A 15845-nucleotide genomic window follows, 5' to 3' on the forward strand; every position below is an offset into this window, starting at 1 on the left:
GGATCCTGGGTATTAAAAAGAAGATCTATTTATTTAGAGATCTGTTCTATTGTGATCTCTTATTAGGATCGCACTGCCCTGTGGATAACAAGGATCCGGCTTTTAAGATCAACAACCTGGAAAGGATCATTAACTGTGAATGATCGGTGATCCTGGACCGTATAAGCTGGGATCAGAATGAGGGGTTATACACAACTCAAAAACTGAACAACAGTTGTTCTTTGGATAACTACCGGTTGATCCAAGCTTCCTGACAGAGTTATCCACAGTAGATCGCACGATCTGTATACTTATTTGAGTAAATTAATCCACGATCCCAGCCATTCTTCTGCCGGATCTTCCGGAATGTCGTGATCAAGAATGTTGATCTTCAGTGTTTCGCCTGTCTGTTTTGCACCGAAATTTTTGAGTTCTGCCTCGAGTTTATCGATAGCCCCACAAAAGGTGTCATATTCACGACTACCAATACCGATTGCGCCAAAGCGGACCGCAGAAAGATCGGGCTTCTGTTCCTGCAATGCTTCATAGAAAGGAGAAAGGTTGTCCGGAATATCTCCGGCACCGTGGGTGGAGCTGATAACCAGCCAGATCCCTGAGGCAGGTAAATCTTCTAACAGCGGACCGTGCAGCGTTTCGGTGGTAAAACCCGCCTCTTCCAGCTTTTCAGCCAGGTGTTCTGCTACATATTCGGCACCGCCGAGGGTGCTGCCGCTGATAAGAGTGATATCTGCCATAAACCGCCACCTTTATTAAGAGTGGCGTATTGTACGCTGTGAACGCGTTGGGATCTACCTGTGGAAAAGTATGGGATTAAAAAAGCCGATCAGGGCTTGATGGTACGCATGATCGGGTTTTGCAGGACGATCAATGTCTCGGTGGACTGAATTTCATCAATTGTTTGGATCTTGTTGATAAGTACATGCTGGAGAGCGTCGATCGAACGGCACATCACTTTTATAAAGATGCTGTAGTGGCCGGTTGTGTAATAGGCTTCAGTGACTTCATCAAGGCTTTCCAGCTTTGCCAGCGCGGAAGGGTAGTCTTTGGCGCTCTTTAATATAATGCCGATAAAGCAGCCTACGTCATAACCGAGTTGCTTCGGGCTGACATCAATACGCGCCCCGGTAATGATCCCCGCCTGCTTCATTTTCTCTACTCGAACGTGAATCGTCCCCGGACTGACGCCAAATTGTTTCGCCAGTTCGGCGTAAGCGGTGCGCGCATTGCCCATTAATGCTTCCAGGATGCCACGGTCCAGATTGTCGATCAGATAATTTTCCATAGGATTTTCTTATGCAGATTGATGATTCATTCTATTTTAGCCTTCTTTTTTAATGAATCAAAAGTGTGTTAGGCTTTTTATTGAATGATTATTGCATGTGTGTCGGTTTTTGTTGCTTAATCATAAGCAACAGGGCGCAGGAGTATAAAAAATGAAAACCGCTTACATTGCCAAACAACGCCAAATTAGCTTCGTGAAATCTCACTTTTCTCGCCAACTGGAAGAACGTCTGGGGCTGATCGAAGTCCAGGCGCCGATTCTTAGCCGTGTGGGGGATGGCACGCAGGATAACTTGTCGGGCTGTGAAAAAGCGGTGCAGGTAAAAGTGAAAGCTCTGCCTGATGCCCAGTTCGAAGTGGTTCATTCACTGGCGAAGTGGAAACGTCAGACCTTAGGGCAACACGACTTCAGCGCGGGCGAAGGGCTGTACACGCACATGAAAGCCCTTCGCCCCGATGAAGACCGTCTTTCTCCGTTGCACTCGGTCTATGTTGACCAGTGGGACTGGGAACGCGTAATGGGCGACGGTGAGCGTCAATTCTCGACTCTGAAAAGCACGGTAGAGGCGATCTGGGCGGGAATTAAAGCAACCGAAGCTGCGGTTAGCGAAGAGTTTGGCCTGGCACCGTTCCTGCCGGATCAGATCCACTTCGTACACAGCCAGGAGTTACTGTCTCGTTATCCGGATCTTGATGCCAAATGGCGTGAGCGGGCGATAGCGAAAGATCTTGGTGCGGTATTCCTTGTCGGGATTGGCGGCAAGCTGAGCGATGGTCATCGCCACGACGTGCGCGCACCGGATTATGATGACTGGAGCACCCCGTCAGAGCTGGGCCATGCGGGTCTGAACGGCGATATTCTGGTGTGGAACCCTGTACTGGAAGATGCGTTTGAGCTTTCTTCCATGGGGATCCGCGTGGATGCCGACACGTTGAAGCATCAGTTGGCGCTGACCGGTGATGAAGATCGTCTGCAGCTGGAATGGCATCAGGCGCTGCTGCGCGGTGAAATGCCGCAGACCATCGGCGGCGGTATCGGCCAGTCTCGTTTGACCATGCTGCTGCTGCAACTGCCGCATATCGGCCAGGTTCAGTGTGGTGTATGGCCAGCTGCTGTTCGCGAGAGCGTCCCTTCTCTGCTGTAATAATTTATCGCCGCCAGCGTCTGAGCAGGCGGCTTCGCATCCCGGTATCAAAGCGCCAGATATGATCGAAAATGCGCATGATGCCGGGTTTGCCGTGTGCCGACATCGCCACGGCATGAAAGCGATGCTGATGTACCCGCTGCAGCTCTTTCACTTTACTCGTCACGTCGTCAGGCAACCGCTGAGCGATAAAATCAGAAATCACCACCGCATCGGCATCAAACCATTCCCTGCTTTGCAAGCGTTCCATAATGGCGCGAAAACAACTGGCAAGATCGGTGCCGCCACGAAACTGCTGGCTTAAAAAACGGATTGCTTGTTCGATGCCTTGTGGGCCTGAAAGCTCATAACGGACGATCTCGGTGGAAAATAGCATAATATAGCAGCGCCGGTTTTCTGCGAGAGCAATGCGCATCAAGGCCAGGCAGAACGCTTTCGCACACTGTTCATTAAAGCCGCCCATTGAGCCGGAAGTATCCACACAGACAATAAACGGCCCGCGCGGCTGTTCATCGTAATCTTTATGTACCACCGGACGTTCGATCACTTTTTCACGCCACGACTCACCGTGCAGGCGATAGGTGAGCAACTGTTTTTCCACCAGCCGACGGTAAAACTCATACTCCAGTTCCGTTATCCCTAGTGTCGCCAGTTCTGGCGGCAGGAGACGTAAAATATCATCGCTTTGTTGCAGACCATCAACCTGCTCAGGAACCGTCGCCGGTTCGCGCACCATGGTGCGGAAGGTTTCCATCTGCGCATCGTTGCGCGGTATTGATTTGGCTTCCCGAGAACGCCCCAGCTGCTCTGCCAGGCGTTTCAGTTCCGGCTGTTCGTTAAGAAATTCACCGTATTTCACAATCAACTGATAGTCGCCACGTTTAAGCTGACCGGCGCTCATATCCCACAGACGACCAGCTGCAGTATTGTTATCTGCGAGAATCGGTTCAAGTTGTCCGCTCAGCGTCATGCGTTCCTGAACTTCACTCAACAGTTGTTCGCGTTCTTCTTCTAATAGCTGTTGATTTAACGTCGTTGCTTGCACGATCAGACTTAAACGCCAACGCTGGAGAAAAAGCGTGTGTAACGCTGAAGTGATCGTGCTGTTAGCATCAACCAACTGTCGGGCTTGTTCTGCCCATGGAGAATTCAGACGATGCAGTAAGTCCAGGATCTGTGGTAGCTGCACAATAAACTGTGGCGTGGAGAGGAGCTGGCTTTGCTGATAGCACATCACCTCTTCGGTGAGTTCCGGCGGGACTCGGGCATCTTTCAGCCGACTGCGCAGCGCTTCACGCCAGCGGGGAACATCATCAGTGATTGCCGCCTTCAGGCGTGGGAATTTTTCAAAGAAGACCGCCAGCTGCGGTGAGGCCAGCAGTGCGATGATCATCTCTTCGATCAATCCCTCTTCGCTGACGGCCAGCATCACATTAAGCGTATCCAGCGTTAGCATTGTTGTGCCTGGCGAATCTGTGCACCGACATCCTGTAGGCTGGCTTCAATGCGACCTAACCAGTCGCCAGGGATAAACAGACATTTTTGCTGTTCGCTGAATAAAGCGTGTTGCTTGCGCCAGTCGCTTTCAAGCTCTTCCAGTTGTTGTTTTATTTCACCAGGCAGACCTTCAGCCGATGAACCGGGAAGTGCCAGCGTACTGCCTTGTAAACTTACATCGCGAACGACAAGATGTTGGGCGCTATCAACTTCCAGATTCAGTTTCTGGGCAAAGCCGATACCGTTCAGTTTACCGCGAATTTCACCACCTTTGCTCAGCCACTGTTCCAGCGCGCTACGCTCAAAGGAGATATGAACCACTTCCATATCATGCAGTTTTAACGGTTTTTGCAGCAGTAGAGTCAGAGTGGAAGCAGTAACGTTAACAGGAAGTTGATACTGCTGACGACGGCTGAAAATGCCGCCCAGACGAATTACCGTTAAGGCTGTTTTATCGCTTTGTTGCTGCTGGAGTTGCAGGTGACGTTGCACAATCGCGCCAAGGCGAGTCAACATCCCTTGCTGTTGCCAGGCGTGACCGGTCATCAATACATCAATTTGTTGTTGTATCAAATTCAGGCTTTGCGCGTCATACCACAGGCAATCTTTCAGCAAAATGAGATCTACCGGGGCAACAGCACTGCGACCGCTAAAAAAGGCGCTGGCCTGTAATAATCGGATCGCTTTTTTCCAGCGACGATCCGAGACATAAGGCGCATCCGGTAATTTATCCAGTTGCTGGCGCAGCATAAAAATCAGCTCAAATACATGATCGGGCAGCGTAATTTCACCAATCTCTTTCTGCCAGCGTTCATATTCTTCATCTGTGACCTGCAAGGCATCAGGAACCGGATTGTCGTTTTCATCCTGTTGACTGGTCAGCATGGAGCGGAAATTCGCTTTATCCTGCACTTTATCTAACCACAGACGAATCAGCATGCGGTCATATAACGCTTCCAGACTGCTGTCTGCTTCCGGCAGCTCGTTGGAGGCCGCCACCAGCAGGCGCATCGGGATTTTTTCTACGTGTGCACCGTTGCGGAACTGGCGCTCGTTAATGGCGGTGAGCAAGGTATTAAGAATTGCCGGGCCCGCTTTCCAGATCTCATCCAGAAAGACAATTTCTGCTTCCGGCAGGTAACCGCTGGTTAAACGTTCATAGCGCCCTTCATCTTTTAGCGCCTGAATAGAAAGGGGACCAAAAACTTCTTCCGGCGTGGAGAAGCGGGTCATCAGATATTCAAACGCGCGGGCATTCTGAAAGGCGAATTTTAAGCGCCGGGCGATCAAACTTTTGGCAATACCTGGCGGGCCAAGGAGGAACACACTTTCACCACTTAATGCCGCTAATAAACACAAGCGGATGGCGTGGCTACGTTCATAAAGCCCCTTTTCCAACGAACTGCTCAGGCGGGAAATTCTTTCCGCTAATAAATGAGGGTGAGCCATAATGAAGTGGCGTCCTTTCGTCAAAAGTTCTGCGTAAATTGCGAGTATAGACGTTTCTTGCTGGTGGCTAAAATAGTCTCAAAGGGGGGGTATTTTTCTTTGAGCCAGGTTAATGTGGCCGCATTTAGGAGTACGATTTTGCCGTTAATCGTGCATACTGTGCGCTTTTTTGTGGGCCAAGGGACTAAGCACACATTTCATATTTCAACGAAAGACTAGTCTATGAGCACTGATAATAAGCAATCATTGCCCGCGATTACCCTCGCGGCGATTGGAGTTGTCTACGGCGATATTGGTACCAGCCCGTTATATACACTTCGTGAATGTTTGTCCGGCCAGTTTGGTTTTGGCGTTGAACGCGATGCCGTGTTTGGCTTTTTATCGCTGATCTTCTGGCTGCTAATCTTTGTGGTTTCCATTAAATATCTCACCTTCGTGATGCGGGCAGATAACGCCGGTGAGGGGGGGATCCTGACGTTGATGTCGCTTGCCGGGCGTAATACGTCGGCGCGAACCACATCAATGCTGGTGATTATGGGGCTAATCGGCGGCAGCTTTTTCTATGGTGAAGTCGTCATAACACCCGCTATTTCGGTGATGTCAGCCATTGAAGGTCTGGAAATCGTCGCCCCGCAGCTGGATACCTGGATAGTTCCCCTCTCAATTATCGTTCTCACTTTATTATTTATGATTCAAAAGCATGGCACGGCTATGGTCGGTAAGCTGTTTGCGCCGATCATGCTGACCTGGTTTTTGATTCTGGCAGGACTGGGGTTACGTAGCATTATTGCTAACCCGGAAGTGCTGCATGCGCTGAATCCGATGTGGGCGGTGCATTTCTTCCTTGAATACAAAACGGTTTCTTTTATTGCATTAGGGGCAGTGGTGCTGTCGATTACGGGGGTCGAGGCGCTGTATGCTGATATGGGACACTTTGGTAAGTTCCCTATTCGTCTGGCGTGGTTCACTGTCGTATTACCTTCCTTAACTCTTAATTACTTCGGCCAGGGAGCGCTGTTGTTAAAGAACCCGGAAGCGATTAAGAACCCGTTCTTCCTTTTGGCACCGGACTGGGCGCTGATCCCGCTGCTGATCATCGCCGCACTGGCGACGGTAATCGCCTCGCAGGCGGTTATCTCTGGCGTCTTTTCATTGACGCGTCAGGCGGTACGTCTGGGATATTTGTCGCCGATGCGCATTATTCACACCTCCGAAATGGAGTCAGGGCAAATCTATATTCCGTTTGTGAACTGGATGCTCTATGTCGCGGTCGTGATTGTGATTGTCAGCTTTGAGCACTCCAGCAACCTGGCGGCGGCGTACGGGATTGCGGTGACCGGAACCATGGTGCTGACGTCTATTCTCTCGACTACCGTGGCACGTCAGAACTGGCACTGGAATAAGTATTTTGTTGCGCTGATCCTGATTGCTTTCCTTTGTGTCGATATTCCATTGTTCACCGCTAACCTCGATAAACTGCTCTCCGGCGGCTGGTTGCCATTGAGCCTCGGTACTGTGATGTTTATCGTGATGACCACCTGGAAGAGCGAGCGTTTCCGCTTGCTGCGGCGGATGCATGAACATGGTAACTCTCTGGAAGCGATGATTGCTTCGCTGGAGAAATCACCGCCTGTTCGCGTGCCCGGGACCGCGGTGTATATGTCGCGTGCAATCAACGTCATTCCCTTTGCGCTGATGCATAACCTTAAACATAACAAGGTATTGCATGAGCGGGTGATTCTGTTAACTCTGCGCACCGAAGACGCTCCATATGTCCATAACGTCCGTCGGGTACAGATTGAACAACTGTCGCCCACTTTCTGGCGCGTGGTGGCAAGTTATGGTTGGCGAGAAACGCCAAACGTAGAAGAAGTTTTCCACCGCTGCGGTCTGGAAGGATTAAGTTGCCGGATGATGGAAACCTCCTTCTTTATGTCGCATGAGTCGTTGATCCTCGGCAAACGCCCGTGGTATTTGCGTCTGCGCGGCAAGCTGTACTTGCTGCTGCAACGTAATGCGCTGCGTGCACCAGATCAATTTGAAATCCCGCCAAACAGGGTTATCGAACTGGGTACTCAGGTCGAAATCTAACGCCAGACGCCTCCTTTCTTCATAAGGGGGCGTTTTTGTTTTCATGGTTAATCACCATGTAAAACGTTTCGAGGTTGATCACATTTCCGTAACGTCACGATGGTTTTCCCAACTCAGTCAGGATTAAACTGTGGGTCAGCGAAACGTTTCGCTGATGGAGAAAAAAATGAAAAAAGGCACCGTTCTTAATTCTGATATTTCATCGGTGATCTCCCGTCTGGGACATACCGATACGCTGGTGGTGTGTGATGCTGGTTTACCCATCCCCAAAAGTACAACGCGTATCGATATGGCATTAACCCAGGGTGTACCTTCTTTTATGCAGGTGCTGGGCGTCGTCACAAATGAAATGCAGGTCGAGGCGGCCATTATCGCGGAAGAGATCAAACACCATAATCCGCAACTCCACGAAACGTTGCTCACTCACCTTGAGCAGCTGCAAAAACACCAGGGAAATACCATTGAAATTCGTTACACCACGCATGAACAATTCAAACAACAAACCGCAGAAAGTCAGGCGGTAATTCGCAGCGGAGAATGTTCTCCGTATGCGAATATCATTCTCTGTGCTGGCGTGACGTTCTGAGGCCGTCATGGAAGCATTACTTCAGCTTAAAGGCATCGATAAAGCCTTCCCGGGCGTAAAAGCCCTCTCGGGCGCAGCGTTAAATGTCTATCCGGGCCGCGTGATGGCGCTGGTGGGCGAAAACGGCGCGGGTAAATCCACCATGATGAAAGTGCTTACTGGCATCTATACTCGCGATGCCGGTACGCTTTTATGGCTGGGGAAAGAAACGACATTTACCGGGCCAAAATCTTCCCAGGAAGCCGGGATTGGGATTATCCATCAGGAACTGAACCTGATCCCGCAGTTGACCATTGCCGAAAACATTTTCCTCGGTCGTGAGTTTGTTAATCGCTTTGGCAAAATTGACTGGAAAACCATGTATGCCGAAGCGGATAAATTGCTGGCTAAACTTAACCTGCGCTTTAAAAGCGACAAGCTGGTGGGCGATCTTTCCATCGGTGACCAGCAAATGGTTGAAATCGCCAAAGTGCTGAGCTTTGAGTCGAAAGTCATCATTATGGATGAACCGACCGATGCGCTGACCGATACCGAAACCGAATCCCTGTTCCGCGTCATCCGCGAGCTGAAATCGCAAGGCCGCGGTATTGTCTATATCTCCCACCGCATGAAAGAAATCTTCGAGATTTGCGATGACGTTACCGTTTTTCGTGACGGACAATTTATTGCTGAGCGCGAAGTGGCATCACTGACCGAAGATTCGCTGATTGAGATGATGGTGGGTCGCAAGCTGGAAGATCAATATCCGCACCTGGACAAAGCGCCGGGAGATATCCGCCTGAAAGTCGATAATCTCTGCGGACCTGGCGTTAACGATGTCTCTTTTACTTTACGCAAAGGCGAAATTCTTGGCGTCTCTGGTTTGATGGGCGCAGGTCGTACCGAACTGATGAAAGTGCTCTACGGCGCACTACCGCGCACCAGCGGTTACGTCACCCTGGATGGGCATGAAGTCGTTACCCGTTCACCGCAGGATGGCCTGGCAAACGGCATTGTGTATATCTCCGAAGACCGTAAACGTGACGGTTTAGTGTTGGGCATGTCAGTAAAAGAGAACATGTCGCTGACAGCGCTGCGCTACTTCAGCCGCGCTGGCGGCAGTTTGAAGCATGCCGATGAACAGCAGGCTGTGAGTGATTTCATTCGTCTGTTTAATGTGAAAACTCCGTCGATGGAACAGGCAATTGGTCTGCTTTCCGGTGGCAATCAGCAAAAAGTGGCGATTGCCCGCGGTCTGATGACACGCCCCAAAGTGTTGATCCTTGATGAACCTACCCGTGGCGTAGATGTCGGCGCGAAAAAAGAGATCTATCAACTGATTAACCAGTTCAAAGCCGATGGCTTGAGCATCATTCTGGTGTCATCGGAGATGCCAGAAGTATTAGGCATGAGCGATCGCATCATCGTCATGCATGAAGGGCATCTCAGCGGGGAATTTACTCGTGAGCAGGCCACCCAGGAAGTGTTAATGGCTGCCGCTGTGGGCAAGCTTAATCGCGTGAATCAGGAGTAAAAAAATGACAACCCAGACTGTCTCTGGTCGCCGTTATTTCACGAAAGCGTGGCTGATGGAGCAGAAATCGCTTATCGCTCTGCTGGTGCTGATCGCGATTGTCTCGACGTTAAGCCCGAACTTTTTCACCATCAATAACTTATTCAATATTCTCCAGCAAACCTCAGTGAACGCCATTATGGCGGTCGGGATGACGCTGGTGATCCTGACGTCGGGCATCGACTTATCGGTAGGTTCTCTGTTGGCGCTGACCGGCGCAGTTGCTGCATCTATCGTCGGCATTGAAGTCAATGCGCTGGTGGCTGTCGCTGCTGCTCTCGCGTTAGGTGCCGCAATTGGTGCGGTAACCGGGGTGATTGTAGCGAAAGGTCGCGTCCAGGCGTTTATCGCTACGCTGGTTATGATGCTTTTACTGCGCGGCGTGACCATGGTTTATACCAACGGTAGCCCAGTGAATACCGGCTTTACTGAGAACGCCGATCTGTTTGGCTGGTTTGGTATTGGTCGTCCGCTGGGCGTACCGACGCCAGTCTGGATCATGGGGATTGTCTTCCTCGCGGCCTGGTACATGCTGCATCACACGCGTCTGGGGCGTTACATCTACGCGCTGGGCGGCAACGAAGCGGCAACGCGTCTTTCTGGTATCAACGTCAATAAAATCAAAATCATCGTCTATTCTCTTTGTGGTCTGCTGGCATCGCTGGCCGGGATCATTGAAGTGGCGCGTCTCTCCTCCGCACAACCCACGGCGGGGACTGGCTATGAGCTGGATGCTATTGCTGCGGTGGTTCTGGGCGGTACGAGTCTGGCGGGCGGAAAAGGTCGCATTGTTGGGACGTTGATCGGCGCATTAATTCTTGGCTTCCTTAATAATGGATTGAATTTGTTAGGTGTTTCCTCCTATTACCAGATGATCGTCAAAGCGGTGGTGATTTTGCTGGCGGTGCTGGTAGACAACAAAAAGCAGTAATAACGACTACAGGACATCTTGAATATGAACATGAAAAAACTGGCTACCCTGGTTTCCGCTGTTGCGCTAAGCGCCACCGTCAGTGCGAATGCGATGGCAAAAGACACCATCGCGCTGGTGGTCTCCACGCTTAACAACCCGTTCTTTGTATCGCTGAAAGATGGCGCGCAGAAAGAGGCGGATAAACTTGGCTATAACCTGGTGGTGCTGGACTCCCAGAACAACCCGGCGAAAGAGCTGGCGAACGTGCAGGACTTAACCGTTCGCGGCACAAAAATTCTGCTGATTAACCCGACCGACTCCGACGCAGTGGGTAATGCTGTGAAGATGGCTAACCAGGCGAACATCCCGGTTATCACTCTTGACCGCCAGGCAACGAAAGGTGAAGTGGTGAGCCACATTGCTTCTGATAACGTACTGGGCGGCAAAATCGCTGGTGATTACATCGCGAAGAAAGCGGGTGAAGGTGCCAAAGTTATCGAGCTGCAAGGCATTGCTGGTACATCCGCAGCCCGTGAACGTGGCGAAGGCTTCCAGCAGGCCGTTGCTGCTCACAAGTTTAATGTTCTTGCCAGCCAGCCAGCAGATTTTGATCGCACTAAAGGTTTGAACGTAATGCAGAACCTGTTGACCGCTCATCCGGATGTTCAGGCTGTATTCGCGCAGAATGATGAAATGGCGCTGGGCGCGCTGCGCGCACTGCAAACTGCCGGTAAATCGGATGTGATGGTCGTCGGATTTGACGGTACACCGGATGGCGAAAAAGCGGTGAATGATGGCAAACTAGCAGCGACTATCGCTCAGCTACCCGATCAGATTGGCGCGAAAGGCGTCGAAACCGCAGATAAAGTGCTGAAAGGCGAGAAAGTTCAGGCTAAGTATCCGGTTGATCTGAAACTGGTTGTTAAGCAGTAGTTTTAATCAGGTTGTATGACCTGATGGTGACATAAATACGTCATCGACAGATGAACGTGTAATATAAAGAAAAGCAGGGCACGCGCCACCCTAACACGGTGGCGCATTTTATGGACATCCCGAATATGCAAAACGCAGGCAGCCTCGTTGTTCTTGGCAGCATTAATGCTGACCACATTCTTAATCTTCAATCTTTTCCTACTCCAGGCGAAACCGTAACCGGTAACCACTATCAGGTTGCATTTGGCGGCAAAGGCGCGAATCAGGCTGTGGCTGCTGGGCGTAGCGGTGCGAATATCGCGTTTATTGCCTGTACGGGTGATGACAGCATTGGTGAGAGCGTTCGCCAGCAGCTCGCCACTGATAACATTGATATTACTCCGGTCAGCGTGATCAAAGGCGAATCAACAGGTGTGGCGCTGATTTTTGTTAATGGCGAAGGTGAGAATGTCATCGGTATTCATGCCGGCGCTAATGCTGCCCTTTCCCCGGCGCTGGTGGAAGCGCAACGTGAGCGTATTGCCAACGCGTCAGCATTATTAATGCAGCTGGAATCACCACTCGAAAGTGTGATGGCAGCGGCGAAAATCGCCCATCAAAATAAGACTATCGTTGCGCTTAACCCGGCTCCGGCTCGCGAACTTCCTGACGAACTGCTGGCGCTGGTGGACATTATTACGCCAAACGAAACGGAAGCAGAAAAGCTCACCGGTATTCGTGTTGAAAATGATGAAGATGCAGCGAAGGCGGCGCAGGTACTGCATGAAAAAGGTATCCGTACTGTACTGATTACTTTAGGAAGTCGTGGTGTATGGGCTAGCGTGAATGGTGAAGGTCAGCGCGTTCCTGGATTCCGGGTGCAGGCTGTCGATACCATTGCTGCCGGAGATACCTTTAACGGTGCGTTAATCACGGCATTGCTGGAAGAAAAACCATTGCCAGAGGCGATTCGTTTTGCCCATGCTGCCGCTGCGATTGCCGTAACACGTAAAGGCGCACAACCTTCCGTACCGTGGCGTGAAGAGATCGACGCATTTTTAGACAGGCAGAGGTGACGCTTGGCTACAATGAAAGATGTTGCCCGCCTGGCGGGCGTTTCTACCTCAACAGTTTCTCACGTTATCAATAAAGATCGCTTCGTCAGTGAAGCGATTACCGCCAAAGTTGAAGCGGCGATTAAAGAACTCAATTACGCGCCATCAGCTCTGGCGCGTAGCCTCAAACTCAATCAAACACATACCATTGGCATGTTGATCACTGCCAGTACCAATCCTTTCTATTCAGAACTGGTGCGTGGCGTTGAACGCAGCTGCTTCGAACGCGGTTATAGTCTCGTCCTTTGCAATACCGAAGGCGATGAACAGCGGATGAATCGCAATCTGGAAACGCTGATGCAAAAACGCGTTGATGGCTTGCTGTTACTGTGCACCGAAACGCATCAACCTTCGCGTGAAATCATGCAACGTTATCCGACAGTGCCTACTGTGATGATGGACTGGGCTCCGTTCGATGGCGACAGCGATCTTATTCAGGATAACTCGTTGCTGGGCGGAGACTTAGCAACGCAATATCTGATCGATAAAGGTCATACCCGTATCGCCTGTATTACCGGCCCGCTGGATAAAACTCCGGCGCGCCTGCGGTTGGAAGGTTATCGGGCGGCGATGAAACGTGCGGGTCTCAACATTCCTGATGGCTATGAAGTCACTGGTGATTTTGAATTTAACGGCGGGTTTGACGCTATGCGCCAACTGCTATCACATCCGCTGCGTCCTCAGGCCGTCTTTACCGGAAATGACGCTATGGCTGTTGGCGTTTACCAGGCGTTATATCAGGCAGAGTTACAGGTTCCGCAGGATATCGCGGTGATTGGCTATGACGATATCGAACTGGCAAGCTTTATGACGCCACCATTAACCACTATCCACCAACCGAAAGATGAACTGGGGGAGCTGGCGATTGATGTACTCATCCATCGGATAACCCAGCCGACCCTTCAGCAACAACGATTACAACTTACTCCGATTCTGATGGAACGCGGTTCGGCTTAGATTTACGCTGTCTTTTGATCAAATTATTACCATCGGTTGTTTTCAGAAGCATGAACATTGCTGCTGAAGCAACAGTAATAATGCCCATTGTGATAAACGTATAGTGGAATTGTTCGACAGTCGTTGTGCCTTCCATTCCTTCATAAACGCGAAGGACGGCCGCACTTACAGCAACGCCTAAACTAATCGACAGTTGCTGCGTGACCGCCAGAACACTGTTACCGCTGCTGGCATTGTCATCGGTCAGATCGGCAAGTGTGATGGTATTCATCGCGGTAAACTGCGTCGACATAGCCATCCCTAATATAAACAACGGCAAGATCAGCATCCATATAGCCATTGCTGGTGATTGCAAAGAGAACTGAGCGATCATTAGCCCAATAATCACCGTGATCCCCACTAACGTATGGCGATAGCCCAGACGACGTAAGACTTGGGTAACCATCGATTTTGCAATAATGGAACCTAACGCTGTCGGTGCCATCATACAGCCAGCAATAAACGCCTGATAACCAAATCCTACCTGTAACATCAATGGCATAAGGAACGGTACACAGCCGGTCCCCAGACGGGTTGCAATATTGCCTACGATACCGATCGAGAAAGTGCGGGTTTTAAATAAATCTAATGAAATTAATGGGTTTGGCGTGCGTCGTGCATGGAGAATATAGAGAAGCAGTAACCCGATGCTGGTGACAATTACCGTCAAGGCAATCCAGCTGGCGACAATCTTTTCCCCGAATAGCTCTATTCCGCTTGAGAAGAGAACAAGGCTGAGGCCAAACAGCAAAAAGCCAGTGATATCGAATCTGCGTCGTGCGGTGGTGAAATTGGGCATATGTTTGCGCGCGTAAAGAAGGCCCGCAATACCTATGGGGATATTGATTAAAAATATCCAGTGCCAGGTTGCCCAGGTGACCAGCACGCCGCCAAGAACGGGGCCTAAAATTGGCCCCACCAGACCCGGCATGGCGACAAAATTCAATACTGGAAGAAGTTCATTACGAGGATAAGCGCGCAGTAAGGCCAGCCGAGCAACAGGCATCATCATTGCGCCGCCTATCCCCTGAATAACCCGGAAGACAACCAGCTGTGGTAGCGAATTAGAAAGTGCGCAGGCCAGAGAACCCAATGTGAACAGACTCACGGCAAGGGTAAAAATGCGACGCGTACCGAAGCGATCGGCTAGCCATCCGCTTACCGGAATAAGCATCGCCACCGTCAGCGTATAACTGATGATGGCTGATTGCATCGCGAGAGGAGAACGATTAAGGCTATGAGCGATTGCGGGTAAGGCGGTATTAAGAATAGTGGCATCAAGTGCCTGCATGAAGAAGGCCATCGCCGCGATCCACGGCAAACCCGCCATACTGCGCTTCTTTTTATCGCTCATTCAATGTCCTGTTATCGGGTTATCACTTATCAGGTGAGCGTAGCAGCGCCTGACAAGCTTTAAATGCCGCGTCGCCATCGCTTTGGATAATCGCATCGACAATCGCCTGATGCAGATCCAGCTTTATCACTGTGTCGCTGGTAATTGACGTGAAGTAAGTGTGATAAACCGAATGGAATAGCGAGGCGAATGAGGTCAAAAACGGATTGGCGCTCATTTCATAGATATGCTCATGCCAGGCCATATCGACTTCGATCCAGCGTTCACGGCGAAAGTTCTCTTTTAATGCCGCCATTTCGGCCATTAACGTATTGAGATGCGCTTTCTGTTCCGCGGTGCCAACCGTTGCTGCCAGTAGGCAGGCTTGCGGCTCCAGACAGATACGCATAACCAGAAAGTGATCGATGACCTGATGAAAGTTCTCTTCTGTCATCCACCAGGTAAGCAATTCCTGATCAAGAAAATTCCAGTTCGATTGTGGCATGACCCGAGTACCAATTCGCGGTCGCGGTAAAACCATCCCTTTTGCCGTTAACGTTTTGACCGCTTCGCGTACCGCTGTACGACTCACTCCAAATTGCTCGCCCAGCTCAATCTCACCGGGCAAAATGGTGCCGGGTTCATATTCACCTTTTAAGATCCGTTGCGCCAGCTTCTCAGCCAGAACATACGAAAGGTTTTTCTGTGCAGCTAACTGTTGTGCGCTTAAAGGCATTACTTATCTTCCTTTTTCTTTTTATTCCTCCTTAGTATGCCACCAGGAAGTGTGATTACGGTTGCAAAAACGGCAAATTGCTTGTTTTATGGCACATTAACGGGGCTTTTGCTGAAAAAATGCGCGGTCAGAAAATTATTTTAAATTTCCTCTTGTCAGGCCGGAATAACTCCCTATAATGCGCCACCACTGACACGGAACAACGGCAAACACGCCGCCGGGTCAGCGGGGTTCTCCTG

Annotated in this window: 14 protein-coding genes; 8 read left to right on the top strand and 6 right to left on the bottom strand. The window is 50.5% G+C overall.

Features of this window, described 5'->3' with window-relative positions; genetic code table 11:
- Positions 1-290: 290 nt before the first annotated feature.
- Together mioC and asnC are read right to left on the bottom strand one after the other, a co-directional pair.
- Positions 291-734 (bottom strand): FMN-binding protein MioC, encoded by a 444-nt coding sequence (gene mioC, locus K0778_RS18655; RefSeq protein WP_000763723.1) that lies wholly within the window; start codon positions 732-734, stop codon positions 291-293.
- Positions 735-823: 89 nt separating this feature from the next.
- Positions 824-1282, bottom strand: coding sequence for a transcriptional regulator AsnC (gene asnC / locus K0778_RS18660; protein ID WP_000432970.1), 459 nt, complete (start codon positions 1280-1282; stop codon positions 824-826).
- Between the two features lie 151 nt (positions 1283-1433).
- Here asnC and asnA point away from each other — a divergent pair, with 151 nt between their 5' ends.
- On the top strand, positions 1434-2426 hold the full coding sequence (gene asnA / locus K0778_RS18665) for an aspartate--ammonia ligase (protein ID WP_000845113.1): 993 nt from the start codon (positions 1434-1436) through the stop codon (positions 2424-2426).
- Between the two features lie 4 nt (positions 2427-2430).
- On the opposite strand, the gene viaA is transcribed toward asnA, so the two are convergent.
- Positions 2431-3882 (bottom strand): ATPase RavA stimulator ViaA, encoded by a 1452-nt coding sequence (gene viaA, locus K0778_RS18670; RefSeq protein WP_000956642.1) that lies wholly within the window; start codon positions 3880-3882, stop codon positions 2431-2433.
- Entirely contained in the window at positions 3876-5372 is a 1497-nt protein-coding gene (gene ravA / locus K0778_RS18675) for an ATPase RavA (protein ID WP_001299914.1), read from the bottom strand. Before ravA ends, viaA begins: the two co-directional genes overlap by 7 nt.
- A 222-nt stretch (positions 5373-5594) precedes the next feature.
- Here ravA and kup point away from each other — a divergent pair, with 222 nt between their 5' ends.
- The 7 genes from kup to rbsR all read left to right on the top strand — a co-directional run bounded on the left by kup (position 5595) and on the right by rbsR (position 13498).
- The gene (gene kup, locus K0778_RS18680) at positions 5595-7463 is read left to right on the top strand and encodes a low affinity potassium transporter Kup (RefSeq protein WP_000102319.1); all 1869 of its coding nucleotides are present in this window, start codon (positions 5595-5597) and stop codon (positions 7461-7463) included.
- A gap of 166 nt (positions 7464-7629) precedes the next feature.
- A complete protein-coding gene (rbsD, locus tag K0778_RS18685; protein ID WP_001301979.1) occupies positions 7630-8049 on the top strand; it encodes a D-ribose pyranase in 420 nt (139 codons plus the stop codon).
- 7 nt (positions 8050-8056) lie between these two features.
- The gene (gene rbsA, locus K0778_RS18690) at positions 8057-9562 is read left to right on the top strand and encodes a ribose ABC transporter ATP-binding protein RbsA (protein ID WP_000387770.1); all 1506 of its coding nucleotides are present in this window, start codon (positions 8057-8059) and stop codon (positions 9560-9562) included.
- Between the two features lie 4 nt (positions 9563-9566).
- The gene (rbsC, locus tag K0778_RS18695; protein ID WP_000211858.1) at positions 9567-10532 is read left to right on the top strand and encodes a ribose ABC transporter permease; all 966 of its coding nucleotides are present in this window, start codon (positions 9567-9569) and stop codon (positions 10530-10532) included.
- Between the two features lie 24 nt (positions 10533-10556).
- The gene (gene rbsB, locus K0778_RS18700) at positions 10557-11447 is read left to right on the top strand and encodes a ribose ABC transporter substrate-binding protein RbsB (protein ID WP_001056273.1); all 891 of its coding nucleotides are present in this window, start codon (positions 10557-10559) and stop codon (positions 11445-11447) included.
- Between the two features lie 125 nt (positions 11448-11572).
- The gene (rbsK, locus tag K0778_RS18705) at positions 11573-12502 is read left to right on the top strand and encodes a ribokinase (protein WP_001300603.1); all 930 of its coding nucleotides are present in this window, start codon (positions 11573-11575) and stop codon (positions 12500-12502) included.
- Between the two features lie 3 nt (positions 12503-12505).
- Positions 12506-13498, top strand: a complete 993-nt coding sequence (gene rbsR / locus K0778_RS18710; RefSeq protein WP_000224470.1) for a ribose operon transcriptional repressor RbsR — start codon at positions 12506-12508, stop codon at positions 13496-13498.
- Here the strand turns inward: rbsR and mdtD are convergent.
- Positions 13464-14891, bottom strand: coding sequence for a multidrug transporter subunit MdtD (gene mdtD / locus K0778_RS18715; RefSeq protein ID WP_001280852.1), 1428 nt, complete (start codon positions 14889-14891; stop codon positions 13464-13466). The genes rbsR and mdtD overlap by 35 nt on opposite strands.
- Before the next feature lie 22 nt (positions 14892-14913).
- Complete coding sequence (locus K0778_RS18720) at positions 14914-15606, bottom strand: FadR/GntR family transcriptional regulator (RefSeq protein WP_001131164.1); 693 nt, start codon at positions 15604-15606, stop codon at positions 14914-14916.
- Positions 15607-15845 lie beyond the last annotated feature (239 nt).

This window comes from Escherichia sp. XD33 (genome assembly GCF_019375075.1).
Taxonomy (GTDB): domain Bacteria; phylum Pseudomonadota; class Gammaproteobacteria; order Enterobacterales; family Enterobacteriaceae; genus Enterobacter; species Enterobacter flexneri_A.

Bases quoted from the DNA above. Each gene is read 5' to 3' on its own strand.
- rbsA (WP_000387770.1), top strand. From the start codon at position 8,057: ATGGAAGCATTACTTCAGCTTAAAGGCATCGATAAAGCCTTCCCGGGC.
- rbsC (WP_000211858.1), top strand. From the start codon at position 9,567: ATGACAACCCAGACTGTCTCTGGTCGCCGTTATTTCACGAAAGCGTGG.
- rbsK (WP_001300603.1), top strand. From the start codon at position 11,573: ATGCAAAACGCAGGCAGCCTCGTTGTTCTTGGCAGCATTAATGCTGAC.
- rbsD (WP_001301979.1), top strand. From the start codon at position 7,630: ATGAAAAAAGGCACCGTTCTTAATTCTGATATTTCATCGGTGATCTCC.
- rbsB (WP_001056273.1), top strand. From the start codon at position 10,557: ATGAACATGAAAAAACTGGCTACCCTGGTTTCCGCTGTTGCGCTAAGC.
- kup (WP_000102319.1), top strand. From the start codon at position 5,595: ATGAGCACTGATAATAAGCAATCATTGCCCGCGATTACCCTCGCGGCG.
- ravA (WP_001299914.1), bottom strand. From the start codon at position 5,372: ATGGCTCACCCTCATTTATTAGCGGAAAGAATTTCCCGCCTGAGCAGT.
- K0778_RS18720 (WP_001131164.1), bottom strand. From the start codon at position 15,606: ATGCCTTTAAGCGCACAACAGTTAGCTGCACAGAAAAACCTTTCGTAT.
- asnC (WP_000432970.1), bottom strand. From the start codon at position 1,282: ATGGAAAATTATCTGATCGACAATCTGGACCGTGGCATCCTGGAAGCA.
- viaA (WP_000956642.1), bottom strand. From the start codon at position 3,882: ATGCTAACGCTGGATACGCTTAATGTGATGCTGGCCGTCAGCGAAGAG.
- asnA (WP_000845113.1), top strand. From the start codon at position 1,434: ATGAAAACCGCTTACATTGCCAAACAACGCCAAATTAGCTTCGTGAAA.
- mdtD (WP_001280852.1), bottom strand. From the start codon at position 14,891: ATGAGCGATAAAAAGAAGCGCAGTATGGCGGGTTTGCCGTGGATCGCG.
- mioC (WP_000763723.1), bottom strand. From the start codon at position 734: ATGGCAGATATCACTCTTATCAGCGGCAGCACCCTCGGCGGTGCCGAA.